Here is an 18,838-nt window from a genome sequence, read left to right as displayed (position 1 = left end):
ACTAAAAATTAAACTTATATAAAACCTAATTATTTTTATGAAGGCGCATACAAAAGAAACACAAGCTACAATGACACCAGAAAAGTCATTGCAATTTTTAAAAGAAGGAAACCAAAGGTTTCAAAACAATTTAAAAGCCCACCGTAACCTGTTAGAACAGGTAAATGACACAAGTGAGGGGCAGTTTCCATTTGCTACTATTTTAAGCTGTATAGACTCTAGAGTATCTGCAGAGTTAATTTTTGATCAAGGATTAGGAGATATTTTTAGTGTACGTATTGCAGGTAACTTTGTAAATCAAGATATTTTAGGCAGTATGGAATTTGGTTGCAAACTAGCAGGCACAAAACTAATTGTAGTTTTAGGACACACCAGTTGCGGAGCAATAAAAGGTGCTTGTGACAATGCAGAATTAGGAAACCTAACAGCAATGCTAGCTAAAATTAAGCCAGCAGTAAATGCTGTTACTGTGCCAAAAGATAAAAGCTTGCGCAACTCTAAAAATCTAGATTTTGTAGACCATGTTGCAGAAAAAAATGTTTTATTAACTATAGATAGAATTGTTGCCGAAAGTGATGTTCTTGCTGAAATGCAAAAGAATGGCGAAGTAAAAATTGTTGGCGCTATGTACGATATTAATTCTGGAGAAGTAAAATTTTTAGATTAGCACAAAAATTACAAGATGATAATGACTACGTTTACGTAGTTATAGCATTTTTATTGTATATTTTATAAATCGTTAGTTCTTTTTAAATTACAAAAATTAAATCGTTCTAAAAATCATTTTAATAATATGAAAAATCTTTTCTCTAATATAAAAGGAGATATTTTTGGTGGCATAACAGCAGGCATTGTTGCCCTACCATTAGCATTGGCATTTGGTGTTAGTTCTGGTCTTGGCCCTGCAGCTGGTTTATACGGAGCTATTTTTATTAGTTTTTTTGCCGCACTATTTGGAGGCACAAGCACACAAATTTCTGGCCCAACTGCACCTATGACAGCTGTAAGTATGGTTGTTATAGCAAGTATAATTGCCATTCATGATGGCGATGTAGAAACAGCTTTACCCTATATATTAACCGTATTTATTTTAGCTGGATTAATGCAAATTAGTCTTGGTTTATTAGGTATGGGTAAATATATAAAATACATACCCTACCCGGTTGTATCTGGTTTTATGACCGCTATTGGAATTATCATTTTAATAACTCAAATACTGCCAGCAATTGGCTATTATCCAAAGGAAGATCAAGATTTAGTAAACCAATTTAAACCGCAAGCAGAAGAAATTATATTGCAAAATATACTAAAAGAAGAAGCTGGCGAAGGTATTTTGGTTTTAGATCACTTTGAAGAAACCATAAAAAGAGCCAATACTGTTACAGATGCAGATACACTTAAAGAAGCAAAAACGTTAGCTGCAAAAGAAGCATCTGGCGTAATAGGTTCTTTAAAAGTACTGCCAAGAGCAATACAATTTATTAATTGGCTAGAGCTTGCATTAGCAATTGCTACCATTGTTATTATTTATGGCTTTAAACGTATTACAACTGCCGTACCAAGTACCTTAGTGGCACTTATAGCTGTTTCTGGAGTAGCATTTATATTTAAACTGCCATACAGACGAATTGAAGAAATACCTACAGGTATGCCTATGCCTAATATGGCAATATTTACTCAATTTAGCATAACATCTTTAACGCCTTACATTTTTACAGCGCTTACCTTAGCGCTATTGGGTGCCATAGATTCTTTACTAACATCTGTTGTTGCAGATAATATGACTAAGACTAAACACAAGCCTAATAAAGAATTAATTGGTCAAGGTATTGGTAATACCATTGCAGCAATTTTTAATGGTATACCAGGAGCAGGCGCTACCATACGTACGGTTGTAAATATTAATTCTGGTGGTAAAACAAAATTATCTGGTATGGTTGCAGGTATAGTTCTTTTAGTTGTATTATTAGCATTAGGACCTATTGCCTCTCAAATACCAGCAGCGGTATTAGGAGGTATTTTAATTACCGTTGGTATTGGAGTTATGGACTATAAAGGACTAAAAGCTATTCCTAGTTTACCTCGCGATTTAAAAATTGGACCACTTAAAGTAAGCTCAGAAGTAATAATAATGCTTGTAGTTCTAGTACTATCATCGGTATGGAACTTAGTATATGCTGTAGGTATTGGACTAGTTATTGCATCATTAATGTTTATGAAAAAAATAGGCGATTTAACCGCCAAACGTTCAGATGTTAAATCGCTTTTGGAAGAAAAAGCTTGGAAAGATGAAGATAACTTTCCTAAAAACTTAAAAGAAGAGGTTTTTATTAAACATATAAAAGGTCCTTTGTTTTTTGGCTCTACTAGTGAATTTCAACAGTTGGCTTCACAAATACCTAGTACGGCAAGTACTGTAATTATTAGAACCGGAAGAATGCAGTATATGGACCAGTCCGGACTGTATGCAATGGAAGATGTTTTGGTAGATCTTAAAAAAAATAACGTAAACGTACTTTTTGTAAATCTATTACAACAACCCAAGTACATGATGGAGCGTATAGACATTATACCAGACCTAATTCCTGTAGAGCATTTGTTCTCTAATTTTGATGATGCTGTAGCCTGGGTTAAAGAAAATGTGAAAGACACCTATTAAATGTGACTACAAAACATTAATTAATACAATCCAATACGGGAATAATTGCTAAATTTGCCGCGTATTGGATTTTTTTGTGTTATAATTTATAGTAGACATTAAACATAACTGTTATAGGGAAAACATATACACTTCTTTCATAATATCTATTGATTGTATTAGTGTTAGATGTTTTTACTTTATCATTAGTTATATTTCTTAACTCAATCCCATACTCCCAAGGAGAATCTTCTTTTCTGTAAAACACAGACCCATTTATTTGATTAAAATTTGTAGAATTAGAACGAGATTTATTTTTAAAAAAGTTAAATATATAATACGCCTTGAATTTCCAATCATTATAATCATATTCGGTAGCCATATCTAAATCTAAGCTATAGGAATTATTTTTAAAAAAAGGAGTTTTGGAAAAAAAATAGCCATTTTTAATTTCAACTTCAAAGTTCGGAAATTCTTCTAAATTAGTTTTAAAACTTAAATTACTGTTTATACTCTTAGTTGTACTATTCGCCTCTGTACTATTAAAAACAACTGGCGTGTCTCTTAAATAATAACTATTTGTTAGAGCCAAATACCAGTATCTTCTATTATATTTAAATCTTAAAGAAGCCTCATAACCTTTACTCTCTTTTTCTAATTGAAGAGGAGATGTTATACCATAAATACCATCAAATATATTTTCTTTTGTAAATGCTCTTTCTATTTTTCTATAACCCGCATTAAAATACGAACTAAGCCCATAACTTTTAAATGATGAGTAAGTAAACAAAAGTCTGTCTTGACTACTTAAGTCTAAATTTTTATTGCCAACATAAACCTGATTAAAATCTAATATTCTACTATTTGGTAACCTATCAACAGGTATTGATGGAGAAATGCTCTTGGAATAACCCAATTTTATTTTTTTATTTTCACTTAATTCCCACTCTATAAAAATAGAAGGTAACAATTTAGTTGTTAAAAAATTATGATTATCAGTAGTTATCACATCTTTCCAAAGTACATTACTATAATTTAAGTTTGTATTTAAGCTTACATTTCCAAAATATCTTTTATAACCTAAACTAAATTTTGTTTCTAAAAAATTGGTCCTAAAATCATTTATATAATCATCAAAAATAGTTTTAATACCACCTGTCTCCTTTTGTCCGTTACTAGTTATTATACTCCTACTCTTTACTATGTTAGACAATCCAAATGTTACTAGATCCGCTCTTGTTAATCTAAAATAATGTTTTAACTCTAACTCTAAATTAATTAATTTATTAACTTCCGTTCCAAAAACATTATAAAAGTTATCCTCAACGATGGGAATCTCTTGGAAAAACAAATTATCATCACTTTGCCAGTACTCATTACTATTCAATTTTTTATTAGAATAATTAAAATCTACTGTACTCGTGTGTTTCTCTGAAAACCACTTATTAAAAGACCCATTAAAATTAAATATTTCATTAGTTGAAGTATTACCATTATCATAATCAAAAATACCATTTGCCGATTTTGAATAATTTGTATTGTTACCTTTTAAGTTTGAGTACTCTAAAAAAGATTGCAGTTTTAAAACCGTATTTTTATCTGGAGTATACTTATAATGTAATTTTACAAGCTTTATACTATTATCGTTATATAACTCTTGTTCTCTTTGTTCTATAGATTGATTAGTCCGGTAAATATTAAGATCATTTGTCTTAGAATTAGACTCATCTTTTAACTGTAATGTAAAAAAACGAAATTCATTTTTACTATTAGGGTTTACCTGTATATTAAAACCTCCAAATAAATGATTATTTTTATAGTAATCCTTTTTTTGAAGAAACTTAACTACCGAAGAATTGAAAATATCATTAATTTTTTCTTTAGACACATCACCTTCAAAACCAAAATAATCACTTATAGTAAAAGACCTATTATAGGTATTATTGTAATCACCAATGGCATTAACTAACACTTTTGGGCTATATTTAAAAACACTAGGGTGCAACCTATACCTGTCCTTTATTCCTAAACCTAATTCAATATCTCCAAATATAAATTTCTTTTTATTTTCCCTTAATTTTATATTCATCACCAAGTCACCAGAATCCTTTAAACCTTTTAAAAAACTAATTTCATGATGGTCTTCTATCATTTGTATTTCATCAACCACATCTGCAGGTATATTTTCTACAGCTAATTTTGTTTTTCCGTTAAAAAAAACCTTATCTTCTACTAAAACTTTATTTACTTTTTTCTCTTTAAAAAAAACATTACCATCTCTATCCACCTCCAAACCTGGTAGTTTTTTTAAAACATTTTTTAACTTTCTCTCTTTTCCGTTAATAAAACCATCTACATTATAAACAGTAGTATCCTTTTTTATTTGTATTGATGGTTTATAATTAAGAACAACCTCTTCTAATTCATTCACAGATTCTTCCAAAACATAATTATTAACAAAATTTTCTTCAGAGAATTTAATGTTTTTCTTTATTGTAACATAACCAATAAATGTTATTGCTAATTCGTAAACCTCATCACTAAATACCTTTATACTAAAAAGCCCATCCTTATTTGTAGAACCAAATGATGGAGATATATTTTTACTCTTAGGCAATAACAAAACATTAGCTCCTTGTAACGGATTATTGCTCTTATTTTTTATAGAACCAGTAAAGTTAACTTGTTGCGCATAAATAAAAGTGGTTAAAGAAAATATAGAAAAAATAAATACAAATTTTATAAATGAATTTAAACATTTAATCATCTGTTACCTTTCTTGCTTTTCTAGATAATATTATTTTTTCTTTTATACTTATAGGGTTTTCTAATGAAGGTGCTGGATATTTATACTTATTTTTTTCTGAGTTTAACTTCAACTTAGAGACTGAATATACAACTCTCTTATTTCTTAACTCTAAAATCAAACCTGGTAATCCTCCACAACCAGCTGGCCCATAAGGCAATGGTATATCCAACGTATACCAAGCTTCTGTAAGCTCTGGGTTACCTGTTTTTTCATTTAATGTAGTTCTAGATGCTTTATAGCAAATATAGCCTTCTATTTTTTTAGTGTCCCCACTCATTACCCAATTATCCATTTTATTATGATTTACCATATAATTGGTCTTTAAAATTTTTTTATTATAAAAACTTTTTTTTTCAGTGGCATCTTGGTACCATCCCATAATTGAGTGCGTATATATCTGCGCTATTTTAGACATAAAATTATCATAGGGAACATATTTAATCGTTTTAAAAAAAGAATATTTGTTATCGTATTTTAATGAATACGTCATAATATTAACCTCTTTTTCAATTTTTTTAGCATAATCAGTTGTTGGATCTTTAGCCCCTGAAGTTAACATTGTTGTTTTATAAATTATTTCTCCTTTCTGTGCTCTTAAACCTAAAAAGCAAATAACAAATAACAATAATATTATTTTTTTCATATTTTATAAAATTTTAAAATTAGCTGTTAACTGACACTCAGTCAACAGCTAATAAAATAATTAATTTGCACAGTCATTATAAGCCTGCTCATAAACCCAGTCAACTTCATCTGCAGAAGCTTCTCCAAAAGTTTCGAACTGTTCAACTTGTTGGCAAGCAAGCTCGTGACAATCTGGCGGTAATACATTTACTCCTGCGTTGGCACTGCCAACACCTAGTATAAATAACGAGGCTACTAAAAAAATTTTCATAATAAATTAATTTAAAGATTAATATCCTCAATATTAAGTATTAAGTATTAAGTATTAATAAAGCAAAAAAAACTTACATTTTTTAATCTTAAAACTTACTTTTAATAAAGTATTTTTCAATTGATTTTTCAGTAAACTCTATTATTCTGTTAAACTCCTTATCACCTTTATAAAATATTATTGTAGGAAGGTATTTAACATTATATTTCTCTATCATTTTTTTAGGTTCACTTTTACTATGATTTACATTTATAAGCTTAATATTTTTCTTTGGGACCTTTAGATAATCTAATACTTTAATAAATTTAGGCACCAGCACCTTGCTATCACTACACCAAGTTCCTAAGAATATTTTAAAAGTCATTTTATCAATCTCTTTTATATTTGCAAGTTCTAGTGAATCTACTTTATAATAATTATAAATTGGACTAAACCACTCTTCTTTATCCTTGAGCTCCTTGACTGTGACAGGACCATAATCATCAATTATTTTGCTCTGGGCATTAACAAAGTTAATCATTAATAATGCACATATACAGATAATTACTTTCATTACTTTAAGATTTTAGCTACAATTTACTAAAAATTATAAAAAATAACATATAATCTTTTAAATAAAACTCGATAAAGGAATAATTGCTAAATTTGCCGCGTATTGGATTTTTTTGTGTTATGATAGATGAAATAAAAAAACATATTGCATTGGTTAATGAGTTTACCTCAACAGAGCTAGACGCAATAGAAAGTTTTAGAATAAAATATTTAGGTAAAAAAGGATTGTTAAATGACTTTTTTGCTGAGTTTAAAAATGTGCCAAACGAACAAAAAAAGGAGTTTGGCCAAACTATAAATCAGTTAAAAAACGCTGCTACAGAAAAAGTAAATTCTTTAAAAGATGCTTTAGCTAGCACAACGGTTAGCGATAGTGTTTACGGAGATTTAACACGCCCAGGACAACCAATGTCTATTGGTGCAAGGCATCCTATATCTATAGTAAAAAATCAAATTATAGAGATTTTCTCTAGAATAGGATTTAATGTTTCTGAAGGCCCAGAGATTGAAGATGACTGGCACAATTTTACTGCACTTAACTTGCCAGAATATCACCCAGCAAGAGATATGCAAGACACCTTTTTTATACAAACCAATCCAGATGTTTTGTTGCGCACGCACACCTCATCTGTACAGGTAAGGTATATGGAAGACAACAAGCCACCTATACGTACAATTTCTCCGGGTAGAGTATACAGAAACGAAGCTATTTCTGCTCGTTCTCACTGCTTTTTTCACCAAATAGAAGGTTTGTATATAGATAAAGATGTTTCGTTTGCAGATTTAAAGCAAACATTACAATTTTTTACGACAGAGCTTTTTGGAAAATCTAAAATTCGTTTGCGTCCATCATATTTTCCATTTACAGAGCCTAGTGCAGAAGTAGATGTGTATTGGGGACTAGAAACAGAGTCTGACTATAAAATTACCAAAGGAACCGGTTGGTTAGAAATTGGTGGTTGTGGTATGGTAGATCCTAACGTACTTAAAAACTGTGGTATAGACCCAGAAGAATACTCTGGTTTTGCCTTTGGCGTTGGTATAGACCGTATTGCTATGTTATTACACCAAATTACAGATATTCGTTTATTAAGTGAAAACGATGTTCGCTTTTTAGAGCAATTTAAAAGTGCTTTGTAAAAACAACTTAAAGCTATAAATAGATGAAAAAAGACATCATAATACCAGTGATTAAAGATGTACACGTTGCTATTATACACGAGTTTAACAAGGAGTTTTTAGATAAAGAGTGGAATGTTTATGTAATTAACAACAAAACAGAAACCATAGAAATGGTTTTGGTTGTTTCTAAAGGGTATGATAATGATAGAATAACCTCTACAATGAGACATTCTATTGCTAAGCTAGATGGTAAATCTTATGCTAAAGTAGAAATGGTACAAGAAGATGTTTTACAATTAAACAACGAGTTTTTTGTAACTTTTTTTGCTGATAATAAGCTTTTTGAAAAGCGTTTTGTTTTTGAAAAAAATACGGTTAACGAAGCTAATTTAACTACAATTCCACTTATTGATAAGGATGGAGTTTTAGCAAAATAATAGCCTTAAGGAAACATACATTTGTCAGTTTTTAAGTTACATTCGCACTTTTTAAAATAAAAATTTTACCTATGGGCAATACTACTAAGTTTGATGAATTACAAGTTATTGGAGGAGAAGAGTGGTGTGTTTTTGAAGAACTAGGAATACCTGCTATAAAAGCGCGTGTAGACTCTGGCGCAAAAACATCTTCTATACAAGCTAATAATGTAAAAGTTTACAACAAGGGGGTAGAAGAATGGGTAAAATTTGAGGTAAACCCTATACAAGAAAACAGAAGTGTAACCATTACTTGTGAGGCTCCTTTAGTAGACCGTAGAACAGTAAAAAGTTCTGTTGGTATTTCTGAGGAACGCTTAGTGGTAAAAACCTCTATTAAATTAGGCAACAATATACATAGTGTAGAGCTTACGCTTGCCAACAGAGACACTATGGAATACCGTATGTTATTAGGTCGTGAGGCAATAAACCAACGCTACATTGTAAACCCTGCAGAAAGCTATTGTATGCAAAATTTTTCTGAAGAAGAAATTCAGAAAAAGTACGCATCTCATATGGCCGAAAAATCGGGGTTAACAATTGCATTATTAGCCAGTAATCCTAATTTATATAGTAATAAGAGAATTATAGAAGCTGGTGAAGCTAGAGGTCATGAAGTTGTTTTTTTAAATGTAGAAAACGCTTATATGAAACTAGATACAAAATCGCCACAAATACGTTACAGAGGTGGTAATGTTTTAAATAAGTTTGATGCTGTTATTCCAAGAATTAAGCCATCGGTTACATTTTATGGTTGCGCATTAATTAGACAGTTTGATAATCTTGGTGTGTATTGTTTAAACACAGCAGAAGCAATTACACAGTCTAGAGACAAATTATTTGCCTCTCAGTTATTTTCTAAAAACGATATTGACATTCCTATTACTGGTTTTGCAAAATCTCCAATGGACACCAAAGACCTTATACGTATGGTTAATGGGGCTCCGTTAATAATAAAATTATTAGAAAGCACACAAGGTAAAGGTGTTGTTTTAGCAGAAACAAATAAAGCAGCAGAGAGTGTTATTAATGCATTTAAAAGTGTACAAACAAACATTTTGGTACAAGAGTTTATTAAAGAAGCCAACGGCCAAGACATACGTTGTTTTGTGGTAAACGGAAAAGTTGTAGCATCTATGCAGCGCCAAGCTCAAAAAGGAGAATTTAGAGCTAATATTCACCAAGGTGGTGTTGCATCATTAATTAAAATAACGTCTGAGGAGCGCAAACTAGCAGTTAAAGCAGCAAAAATATTAAACTTAGCTGTTGCTGGGGTAGATATTATACGCTCTAATAAGGGCCCTTTATTGCTAGAGGTAAACTCTTCTCCTGGTTTAGAAGGCATAGAGTATGCAACTGGTTTAGATATTGCTAATGTGATGATTAGAGCTATTGAGAAAAAACTCAACTACACATCTAACTAAATAAAAGAAAAATAAAAAAGTCTAGTAAAATTTACTAGACTTTTTTATTTATAAACTCCAATTTTTAAAGGGATTTTTACTTAACTGAGAATTATAATATTTAATATCACCAGTAACCTCTTCTCCTAACCAGTTGGGTTTTACAAATTCCTCATCCTCATCTTTTAATTCTACTTCGGCTATAATTAAACCTTGGTTGTCACTAAAAAATTCATCAACTTCATACAAGTGGTTTGCTACAGTAACATTGTAACGTATTTTATCAATTACACCTTCTTCACATAACTTAAGCAATGCTTCTGCTTCTTTAACTGGTATTTGCTTTTCCCACTCAAACCTAGATGTTCCCGTGCTGTTAGATTTTCCTTTTATGGTTAAAAATCCATCATCGCCCTTTATTCTAACCCTAACAGTACGCTCTGGATCTGTATTTAAAAAACCTTGTACTATTCTTTTTTTAGAAATTGCTTCAGCTTTAAAAGCATCACTCTTTACTAAAAACTTACGTTCTATTTCTACCATTATTCCTCTCCTAATTCTTTAATCTTATCAGACTGTATTTTTATAGTACTTTCTTCATTATTTCCTAACCAAACCATAGCTTTTGCAATTGTTTCCGGATGTATGGGTCTGTATTTTTTTAAAGAACCAATTAGTAAAAACTGAAACACCTTAAAAAACTGTTTTGCCAACCACTCGCCCATTCTTTTCTCTTCTCTTTTTCCTGCAATTAAAGACGGTTGTAGTATATGTGTTTTTGGTATTTGTAACGCAATTACATCATTTTCCATTTGGCCTTTTATCTTATTATAAAAAACAGAACTAGATGCATTTGCACCTAAGGCAGATATAACCATATATGTACCAATACCATTTTCTTTGCATAATTTTGCGGCTTGTAGTGGTATGCCGTAATCTATATTTTTATATGTTTCTTTATTGGGTGTCTTGGCCTTAGTAGTTCCAATACAACAATACACCTCATCTGCAGTAAAACTACTTTTATGTTTTTCTAAATCTTGAAGGTCTACTATGTATTCGTCAATTTTTGGGTGAGTAAAACCACTTATAGATCTAGAAAATAGCTTTATTTTTGCATACGCATTATGGTGAGTTAATAAAGATACCAAAGCACTACCAGTTACACCGGTTGCACCTAAGACAATAGCTGTTTTTTCTTTTGTTTTCATCAACCTAAATATACCGTAAATTTGTGTATGACCAAGGATTTACCTTTACGAAAAATTATTCATGTAGATATGGATGCCTTTTACGCATCTGTAGAGCAGTTAGATAATCCTGAGCTTATTGGTAAGCCATTGGCTGTTGGCGGCGGCGAAAAAAGAGGTGTTGTTTCTGCGGCTAGTTATGAGGCTCGTAAATTTGGCGTACGCTCTGCTATGAGTGGCTATATGGCAAAACGTAATTGTCCAGATTTAATTTTTGTGCCACCCAGGTTTGCTAGGTATAAAGAGATATCACAAAAAATTAGAGCCATTTTTTACGACTATACAGATCTGGTAGAACCGCTTTCTTTAGACGAGGCTTATTTAGATGTTACGGTAAACAAAAAAGGGAATCCGTCTGCGTCATTACTTGCAAAAGAAATAAGAGAACGTATTTTTAATGAACTAGGACTTACCGCTTCTGCAGGCATATCTATAAATAAATTTATTGCCAAAGTTGCAAGTGATTACAACAAACCAAACGGACAAAAAACGGTTAACCCAGAAGAAGTTTTATCTTTTTTAGAAGAGTTAGAAATTAGAAAATTTTATGGTGTAGGTAAGGTTACCGCAGAAAAAATGTACAAAGTAGGCATATTTACCGGCTTAGATCTTAAAAATAAAACCTTAGAGTTTTTAGAAAATAATTTTGGTAAAAGTGGAGCCTACTACTACCACGTTGTTAGAGGCATACACAATAGCCCTGTAAAACCAAACCGAATACCAAAATCTGTTGGTGCAGAACGTACTTTTAATGAAAATTTAAGTAGTGAAATTTTTATGCTAGAACGATTAGAAAATATTGCTAGCGAATTAGAACGCCGACTTAAGAAAACCAAAATTGCGGGTAAAACAATTACTTTAAAAATTAAATATAGCGATTTTACTTTGCAGACAAGAAGTAAAACTATACCCTATTTTATTGCAGATAAAGATTTGATTTTAGAAATAGCAAAAGAATTACTATACCAAGAAAAGCTTGAAAATTCAGTTCGCTTATTAGGCATTTCATTAGCAAACCTAAATACTCCAGACAAGAAAAAACCAGAACAAGAAAGTATTAGCGTACAGTTAAAGTTTCTGTTTTAACTCTCTAATTTACAAAAAGTTTAACCTATTTTAACGCTTTACAAACAAATAATCTACTAATTTTGTAGGGTAAACAGATTTTTAATTAAAAATACAATAATATGGCTAGTTTAAGATTGGGTGATGAAGCACCAGATTTTACTGCAGACAGTTCTGTAGGAACAATAAATTTATACGATTATTTAGGTGATAGCTGGGGAATTCTTTTTTCTCATCCGGCAGATTTTACACCAGTTTGTACTACAGAATTAGGTACTGCTGCACAATTTAAAGATGAGTTTAACAAGCGCAATGTAAAAATGATTGCATTGAGCGTAGATGGTGCAGCTTCTCATAACGAGTGGATTAAAGATATTAACGAAGTACAAAATACTACAGTTACTTTTCCTATAATTGCAGATGAGGACAAAAAAGTATCTACGTTGTATGATATGATTCACCCAAACGCAGACAACCACTTAACAGTACGTTCTGTATTTATTATTGGCCCAGATAAAAAAGTAAAATTGACATTAACATACCCTGCATCTACAGGCCGTAATTTTTATGAGTTGTTGCGTGTAATAGACTCTTTACAACTTACAGCAAACCATAAAGTAGCTACACCTGCCAACTGGAAAAATGGAGAAAAAGTAGTTGTTAGTCCTGCTATTGCTACTAGTGATGCAGAAAAAATATTCTCTAAAGGTGTAGAAGAAATTAAACCTTATTTAAGGATGACACCAGACCCTACTGCCTAACAAGTTGTTTGTAATAAAAACCAGGCTCTAGTAGACATTTTTGTTTACTAGAGCTATTTTTTTGTAGTACATTTATGTTCCCTTAATTTTGTAACTATGGTATCTGCAGAGGAAAAATTAAAAGAACGAATTAAAGAACTCACCTGTTTGTATGACGTTACTTCTATTATAGTTAATTGCGATTATAATGAGATTGAAGTTGGTTTACAAGCCATTGTATCTTGTCTTAAAAATGCGTGGCAGTATATAGATGATACGTACGTTGTTCTTAAAACTAATGACTACCATATCATATCTAAAAAAGAACACACAGACTATGTTTTTTTAAGCTCAGCAATTACCCTTTTTAACAAAGAAATTGGAACTATAAAAGTTGGTTATCCGTCTAAAAAATACAGTGTTTTAGATTTTCTTGAAGAGGAACAACTACTACTAAACAATGTGTGCTTAGAGGTTGGTAATTTACTAGAACGTAAAGAAATTAAGGAGAACGAAATTTTAATAAAAAGGCAAGTAGAACAGTCTGATAGGTTGCGTATACTTGGTGAAATTACAGCTGGTATAGCGCACGAGTTAAATACACCACTTGCTAACATTTTAGGCTTTGCAGAGCTTTTAAAAGACCGCACCAAAGAAGATATGCAAGCAACTAAAGACGTAGACAAAATAATAAATAGTGCTATTTACTCTAGAGAAGTGGTAAAAAAATTAATGTTTTTTGCTTGCGAAATGCCACAACAAAAAAGTTTGGTTAATATTATTCCTATTTGTAAAGAAGCTATTGAGCTTTTAAAACCAATACTAAAAACAAAAAGTATTGCTTTTAACTTTACCTCTAGTAATCCTGAAATTGCTTTAAAAATAGACCGTATACAACTTACCCAAGTGCTATTTAACTTGGTTATAAATGCTATTTATTTTTCTGAGGAAAAAGGAATCATCAACCTAGAAATAAAAGACAAATCTACTACCGTAGAAATACATATTAAAGACCAAGGTAGTGGCATAGATCCTAAATTAGGTAACAAAATTTTTGAACCCTTTTTTACTACCAAACCAGTTGGTGATGGGTCTGGCTTAGGATTAAGCGTAGTGCACGGCATTGTTAAAAGTCATAAAGGAAACTTAAGCTATAGTGCTAATACACCTAAGGGAACTATATTTACTGTTACAATTCCTAAACTGTAAAAAATGGGGTTAGAAAAAGAAAATATTTTAATTGTAGATGACGATATTCATATACTAGAGCTTTTACAGCGTCATTTACAAGCTTTAAATTACCACGTATACAAGGCTGTGTCTGTTAAACAGGCTTTATACGTATTGCATGACTCTACTATAGATTTGTTAATTACAGACATACAAATGCCAGAGATTGATGGTCTGCAGTTACTAAAATACACGGCAGAACATTATCCAGAAATTCCTAAATTAGTTATTACTGGCTACCCCTCTGTAGATGATGCTATGAGTGTTATAAAATCTGGCGCTACAGATTACCTTACCAAACCTTTTACAAAAGAAGAATTAAAACAGGCAGTAAATAGGTCTTTAGAAAGTTCTAAAAAAACTAAAAAACCAAAGAAAAAAAAACAAACAGCTGTTTCTGGTTACGGACAAATGATTGGGCAGTCTACTGCTTTTGAAAAAGTAACTCAAATTATAGAGCGCGTAAAAAATAACAAGGCAACTGTTTTAATAGAGGGTGAAAGTGGCACAGGTAAAGAACTTGTGGCAAGAGCTATTCATTTTTCTGGTAAGTTTGCCAAACAGCCTTTTATTGCTGTTAACTGTGGCGCCATACCAGAAAACCTATTAGAGTCAGAACTTTTTGGGTATACAAAAGGTGCTTTTACAGGAGCTAACGAAAATAAAAATGGTTTTTTTCAGGCAGCAAATAATGGTACGTTGTTTTTAGATGAAATTGGCAACGCTTCTACTGCTGTACAAGCCAAATTACTAAGAGCATTACAAGAAAAAGAAATTACAAAAGTAGGCTCGCAAAAAGTAGAAAAAGTAGACTTGCGTATTATTGCTGCAACTAACAACAATTTACAAGAAGATATTGCTAATAAAAGATTTAGAGAAGATTTGTATTACAGGCTAACTGTAGTGCAAATAAACGTGCCGCCATTACGAGAAAGAAAATCTGATATTCCGCTACTGGTAGAACAGTTTTTAAGAAAATATGGTGTAGAATACAAAGACCGTTTATTACAAATTACAGATGATGCTTTAAAAATGTTACAAAGGTATCATTGGCAAGGCAATATTAGAGAGCTAGAAAATGTAATACAACGCGCTGTTATTATGAGCGATGGAAAAATTGACATAAAAGATTTTCCAGATTATTTAAAATACAAAATAGAATTTCCAGATGCTTCTTTTTCAAGCTTACAGCAAATGGAAAAAGACTACATTTTAAAAGTATTGGCTGCCACAAACAATAATAAAACAAAGGCAGCAGAAATTCTTCAAATAGACCGTAAAACTTTACGTCAAAAATTAAAATAAACACTGGGGTATTTTTCCCCAGCTGGGGCAATTCTCCTCACCCCATCTTTTCTTCAAAATTAATTGCAATCAAACAAACTACTGAATTACAGGTAGTTGCTATAAATATTTATTATTTAATCTTTTTAGGCACACAGCTTGCCAATACACACACGAGTAAGTTATTATAAAAATGATTTTAGATTTTTATAGTTGATTGATTGATTTGTCTACTTGGCTTTCTAAATGTTTAACTCAAGTGGTGTGGTTTTTTTGTGAAAGTCAAGTAGCATTTTAATGGTTAATAATAAAACAATGGTAAAAATAATAGAGAAGAGCCTCTGTTGCACTTGTAAGCACCAGATACATTGTGTACTAACAAAAAATAAAAGTTCTGTATACAACTGCAGTGAGTATCAACAGACAATAGGCCAGGACTTTAGTCCTAAAAAAGAAACCAGAAAAGAATTAGTTTTAAATTAAATATAATGATAGCAAAACAACAAAAAAAGTTGAAGCAAGGGATGCTAGATAATGTTATGCGACAATTTAATTATAGCGCAGATAACATAAACTTAAATCCTAATATTAGAAAAATATTAAGCATCACTAACAACGAGCTTGTTGTGCATTTTCCTGTAAAAATGGATAATGGAGATGTAGAGGTATTTACAGGTTATAGAGTACAACATAACAATGCGCTTGGCCCATATAAAGGTGGTTTACGTTATCACCCAACTGTAGATATAGATGCTGCCAGAGCTTTAGCTATGTGGATGACCTGGAAAACCTCTTTAGCAGGTTTGCCTTACGGTGGTGCCAAAGGTGGCATACAACTAGATCCTAGTAAATATTCACAAGCAGAACTAGAGCGCATTACTAGAAGATTTACTTACGCTTTAGGAGATAATATTGGTCCAGAATTAGATATTCCGGCACCAGATGTTAACACAAATCCGCAAACAATGGCGTGGATTTTAGATACATACATGTCTACAAAAGCACCATCAGAACGCTCTAAAAATATGCACGTTGTAACAGGAAAACCTGTAGGTGCCGGAGGCTCTGAAGGTAGAGACAGAGCTACAGGTTATGGTGTATTTTTAAGTATAAAATTTTGGGCAGAAAATAAAAAAGTAAGCCTAAAAGATAAAAAATACATTGTACAAGGTTTTGGTAATGTTGGTTACTGGACTTCTCATTTCTTAGAAAATGAAGGTGCCATTTTAGTTGGCGTACAAGATGCATCTGGCTCTATTATAAATGAAAACGGAATATCTGTTGAAGATTTATACAAGCATACTATGGAACACAATGGTGCTGTTGCAGGCTTTAATGATGCTACACCAATATTAAACGAAAACTTCTTTGGCATTAATTGCGATATCTGTGTACCAGCCGCTTTGGGTAACCAAATTACGGCAAATAACGCAGATAGTATTAAAGCTTTTTTAATTGCTGAAGGTGCCAACGGACCAACAGACGTAGAAGCTGAAAAAATATTACTAGAAAAAGGTGTTGCTATTATTCCAGATATTTTATGCAACTCTGGTGGTGTAATTGGTAGTTATTATGAATGGTTGCAGAATAGAAACGGAGAAATTTGGCAGCTAGATGAAGTATTAGAAAAAATGCATAAAAAGCTAAAAGAATCTTTTAATAAAGTAATGAAAACTGCTTTAGAAAAAGATATAGATATGCGTACTGCTGCTTTTAATATTGCCATAGAACGTTTAGAACAGGCTTATGTACAAAGAGGAATTTTTCCATAAATAACAGATAAGAAGATGAAATACGGAGGCTTAATTATTGAAAAAAAAGAATATGTGTTGTTAAAAAAATTGATGAACCTATCTGGTTATCATAAAGACGTAACATATAAAAAATCTATTGCTAAGCTTAATAACGAGCTAAAAACTGCTACTGTAAAAGACGAAAAAGATATGCCTACAGATGTTATTAGGTTTAACTCTATTGTAACTATTACCGCAGAAGAAGGATGGCAAAATAGTTTTCAATTAGTTAAGCCATCTGATAGTGATTTAAAAAACAAAAAATTATCTATTTTAACTCCTATGGGCACTGCCGTAATTGGTTACGCAAAAGGCGACACACTTTTATGGGAGTTCCCAGCAGGAGAAAAAACCCTTACGGTAACCAACGTAGAACAAAAAAATAATTATATAGATATAAATACTGTAGTATGAGTTCAAAATTGTTTTATAACCACGAGGAAGACGGCAGCATAATGATGAAAAAAGACAAGGAAGAGCTGCGCAATTGGATAAGCAACTTAGAGTTTATTGCTGAAGAATTAGGGTATTTAATAGAGATAGAAAAGCGCATTGCTAATCAAAAAACTATAAATCAAGAGCTGCAAAATTTACAAAAAGAAAATGCAGAGATGGTAGTAGAAATGCGTAGGTATAACAATACTGCACTTGGTAATTTAGAATGTGACACTGTAGAATGTGATGCTTTTTATCTTGAAAATCACGAAAGAAAAAGAAATGAATATTTGGCTTATGTACACAAATACAGAAAAACTAAAACCAAAACTTTTTCTCTGATTTTACTTAAAACCGCATAAACGAGATAAGAGGGTTTTTGTAAGTTAATCCTTCTTATTAAAACTAGGTTTTTGCATTTAGGCCTAGATAGAACACAACGGTGGGGGCTGTTGTGTTCTTTTTTATATACTTTTATACTTGTCTTCCGTCTAATAAATTTAAGGTTCTAGACCCATAAGCCGCATTTTTTTCTGAGTGTGTAACCTGTATAATTGTTACGCCTTCTTTATTTAACTCTTTAAAAATCTCCATAATTTCTTCTCCCTGCTTAGAGTTTAAATTACCTGTTGGCTCATCTGCCAAAATAAGTTTTGGACTAGAAATTAAGGCTCTTGCAATACCTACCAACTGCTGTTGACCACCACTAAGCTGACTAGGAAACAGGTTTTGTTTGCCTACAATATTAAATTTATCTAGCATATCTGCCACCAATGCTTTACGCTCAGACGAGCCATACTTTTTGTACAACAATGGCATTTCTAAGTTTTCATAAACGGTAAGCTCATCTAATAAATGATAGGCCTGAAAAACAAAACCAATGTACTGTTTATACAAGTTAGAGCGGTGTTTTTCTTTTAAATTATGTACAGAGTCTTCTAAAAAATTATATTCACCCTCATTAAATATATCTAGCATACCTATAATATTAAGTAAGGTAGATTTTCCTGAACCAGACGGCCCCATAATAGAAATAAACTCGCCTTCTTCTACTTTTAAATTAATGTCTTTTAGTAAAAATATTTTTTGTCCGCCAGACTGTACCCACTTGTATATATTGTTTAATTCTAATAACATAATTTGTAT

General features: G+C 31.6%; 19 protein-coding genes. 12 read left to right on the top strand and 7 right to left on the bottom strand.

The genetic code is table 11. The annotated features are described in order from the left end of the window. Positions 1-37 precede the first annotated feature (37 nt). Together Q4487_RS10855 and Q4487_RS10850 are read left to right on the top strand one after the other, a co-directional pair. On the top strand, positions 38-667 hold the full coding sequence (locus Q4487_RS10855) for a carbonic anhydrase family protein (protein WP_303542052.1): 630 nt from the start codon (positions 38-40) through the stop codon (positions 665-667). A 126-nt stretch (positions 668-793) separates the two neighbouring features. Beyond that, positions 794-2,659, top strand: coding sequence for a SulP family inorganic anion transporter (locus Q4487_RS10850; protein WP_303542054.1), 1,866 nt, complete (start codon positions 794-796; stop codon positions 2,657-2,659). Positions 2,660-2,738: 79 nt separating this feature from the next. Here the strand turns inward: Q4487_RS10850 and Q4487_RS10845 are convergent, their stop codons facing one another. From Q4487_RS10845 to Q4487_RS10830, 4 genes are all read right to left on the bottom strand, one after another. Beyond that, positions 2,739-5,405 (bottom strand): carboxypeptidase-like regulatory domain-containing protein, encoded by a 2,667-nt coding sequence (locus Q4487_RS10845; RefSeq protein WP_303542056.1) that lies wholly within the window; start codon positions 5,403-5,405, stop codon positions 2,739-2,741. Then, positions 5,398-6,090 (bottom strand): GLPGLI family protein, encoded by a 693-nt coding sequence (locus Q4487_RS10840; RefSeq protein ID WP_303542058.1) that lies wholly within the window; start codon positions 6,088-6,090, stop codon positions 5,398-5,400. The genes Q4487_RS10845 and Q4487_RS10840 overlap by 8 nt, the downstream gene beginning before the upstream one ends. Before the next feature lie 60 nt (positions 6,091-6,150). Beyond that, positions 6,151-6,342, bottom strand: coding sequence for a hypothetical protein (locus Q4487_RS10835; RefSeq protein WP_303542060.1), 192 nt, complete (start codon positions 6,340-6,342; stop codon positions 6,151-6,153). A gap of 88 nt (positions 6,343-6,430) precedes the next feature. Continuing rightward, entirely contained in the window at positions 6,431-6,895 is a 465-nt protein-coding gene (locus tag Q4487_RS10830) for a thioredoxin family protein (protein WP_303542062.1), read from the bottom strand. A 119-nt stretch (positions 6,896-7,014) separates the two neighbouring features. Between Q4487_RS10830 and pheS the strand changes: the two genes are divergently transcribed. The 3 genes from pheS (at position 7,015) to rimK (ending at position 9,916) form a co-directional block, all read left to right on the top strand. Further along, positions 7,015-8,034 (top strand): phenylalanine--tRNA ligase subunit alpha, encoded by a 1,020-nt coding sequence (gene pheS, locus Q4487_RS10825; RefSeq protein ID WP_034646745.1) that lies wholly within the window; start codon positions 7,015-7,017, stop codon positions 8,032-8,034. A gap of 23 nt (positions 8,035-8,057) precedes the next feature. Continuing rightward, complete coding sequence (locus Q4487_RS10820; protein WP_013620728.1) at positions 8,058-8,453, top strand: hypothetical protein; 396 nt, start codon at positions 8,058-8,060, stop codon at positions 8,451-8,453. A gap of 71 nt (positions 8,454-8,524) precedes the next feature. Further along, positions 8,525-9,916 carry a 30S ribosomal protein S6--L-glutamate ligase gene (gene rimK, locus Q4487_RS10815; RefSeq protein WP_303542064.1) on the top strand — a complete coding sequence of 464 codons (1,392 nt, stop codon included), beginning with the start codon at positions 8,525-8,527 and terminating at the stop codon, positions 9,914-9,916. Between the two features lie 48 nt (positions 9,917-9,964). Here the strand turns inward: rimK and Q4487_RS10810 are convergent, their stop codons facing one another. Both Q4487_RS10810 and Q4487_RS10805 read right to left on the bottom strand, forming a co-directional pair. Further along, positions 9,965-10,438 (bottom strand): CYTH domain-containing protein, encoded by a 474-nt coding sequence (locus Q4487_RS10810; RefSeq protein WP_303542066.1) that lies wholly within the window; start codon positions 10,436-10,438, stop codon positions 9,965-9,967. Beyond that, a complete protein-coding gene (locus Q4487_RS10805; RefSeq protein WP_303542067.1) occupies positions 10,438-11,106 on the bottom strand; it encodes an NAD-dependent epimerase/dehydratase family protein in 669 nt (222 codons plus the stop codon). Before Q4487_RS10805 ends, Q4487_RS10810 begins: the two co-directional genes overlap by 1 nt. A 27-nt stretch (positions 11,107-11,133) precedes the next feature. Between Q4487_RS10805 and dinB the strand changes: the two genes are divergently transcribed. The 7 genes from dinB (at position 11,134) to Q4487_RS10770 (ending at position 18,054) form a co-directional block, all read left to right on the top strand. Continuing rightward, on the top strand, positions 11,134-12,231 hold the full coding sequence (gene dinB / locus Q4487_RS10800; RefSeq protein ID WP_303542069.1) for a DNA polymerase IV: 1,098 nt from the start codon (positions 11,134-11,136) through the stop codon (positions 12,229-12,231). 101 nt (positions 12,232-12,332) lie between these two features. Then, complete coding sequence (locus tag Q4487_RS10795; RefSeq protein ID WP_303542071.1) at positions 12,333-12,971, top strand: peroxiredoxin; 639 nt, start codon at positions 12,333-12,335, stop codon at positions 12,969-12,971. Positions 12,972-13,067: 96 nt separating this feature from the next. Next, on the top strand, positions 13,068-14,159 hold the full coding sequence (locus tag Q4487_RS10790; protein ID WP_303542073.1) for a sensor histidine kinase: 1,092 nt from the start codon (positions 13,068-13,070) through the stop codon (positions 14,157-14,159). A 3-nt stretch (positions 14,160-14,162) separates the two neighbouring features. Next, the gene (locus tag Q4487_RS10785; protein ID WP_303542075.1) at positions 14,163-15,485 is read left to right on the top strand and encodes a sigma-54 dependent transcriptional regulator; all 1,323 of its coding nucleotides are present in this window, start codon (positions 14,163-14,165) and stop codon (positions 15,483-15,485) included. 467 nt (positions 15,486-15,952) lie between these two features. After that, the gene (locus Q4487_RS10780) at positions 15,953-17,236 is read left to right on the top strand and encodes a Glu/Leu/Phe/Val dehydrogenase (protein ID WP_100894559.1); all 1,284 of its coding nucleotides are present in this window, start codon (positions 15,953-15,955) and stop codon (positions 17,234-17,236) included. A 15-nt stretch (positions 17,237-17,251) separates the two neighbouring features. Next, positions 17,252-17,671, top strand: a complete 420-nt coding sequence (locus tag Q4487_RS10775) for a GreA/GreB family elongation factor (RefSeq protein WP_100894558.1) — start codon at positions 17,252-17,254, stop codon at positions 17,669-17,671. Then, complete coding sequence (locus Q4487_RS10770) at positions 17,668-18,054, top strand: hypothetical protein (RefSeq protein WP_157811087.1); 387 nt, start codon at positions 17,668-17,670, stop codon at positions 18,052-18,054. The genes Q4487_RS10775 and Q4487_RS10770 overlap by 4 nt, the downstream gene beginning before the upstream one ends. A gap of 112 nt (positions 18,055-18,166) precedes the next feature. On the opposite strand, the gene Q4487_RS10765 is transcribed toward Q4487_RS10770, so the two are convergent. Next, the gene (locus Q4487_RS10765) at positions 18,167-18,829 is read right to left on the bottom strand and encodes an ABC transporter ATP-binding protein (protein WP_303542079.1); all 663 of its coding nucleotides are present in this window, start codon (positions 18,827-18,829) and stop codon (positions 18,167-18,169) included. Positions 18,830-18,838: the final 9 nt, after the last annotated feature.

Source organism: Cellulophaga sp. 3_MG-2023 (genome assembly GCF_030546975.1).
GTDB lineage: Bacteria > Bacteroidota > Bacteroidia > Flavobacteriales > Flavobacteriaceae > Cellulophaga.
This window is presented reverse-complemented; position numbering and strand designations above follow the sequence as displayed.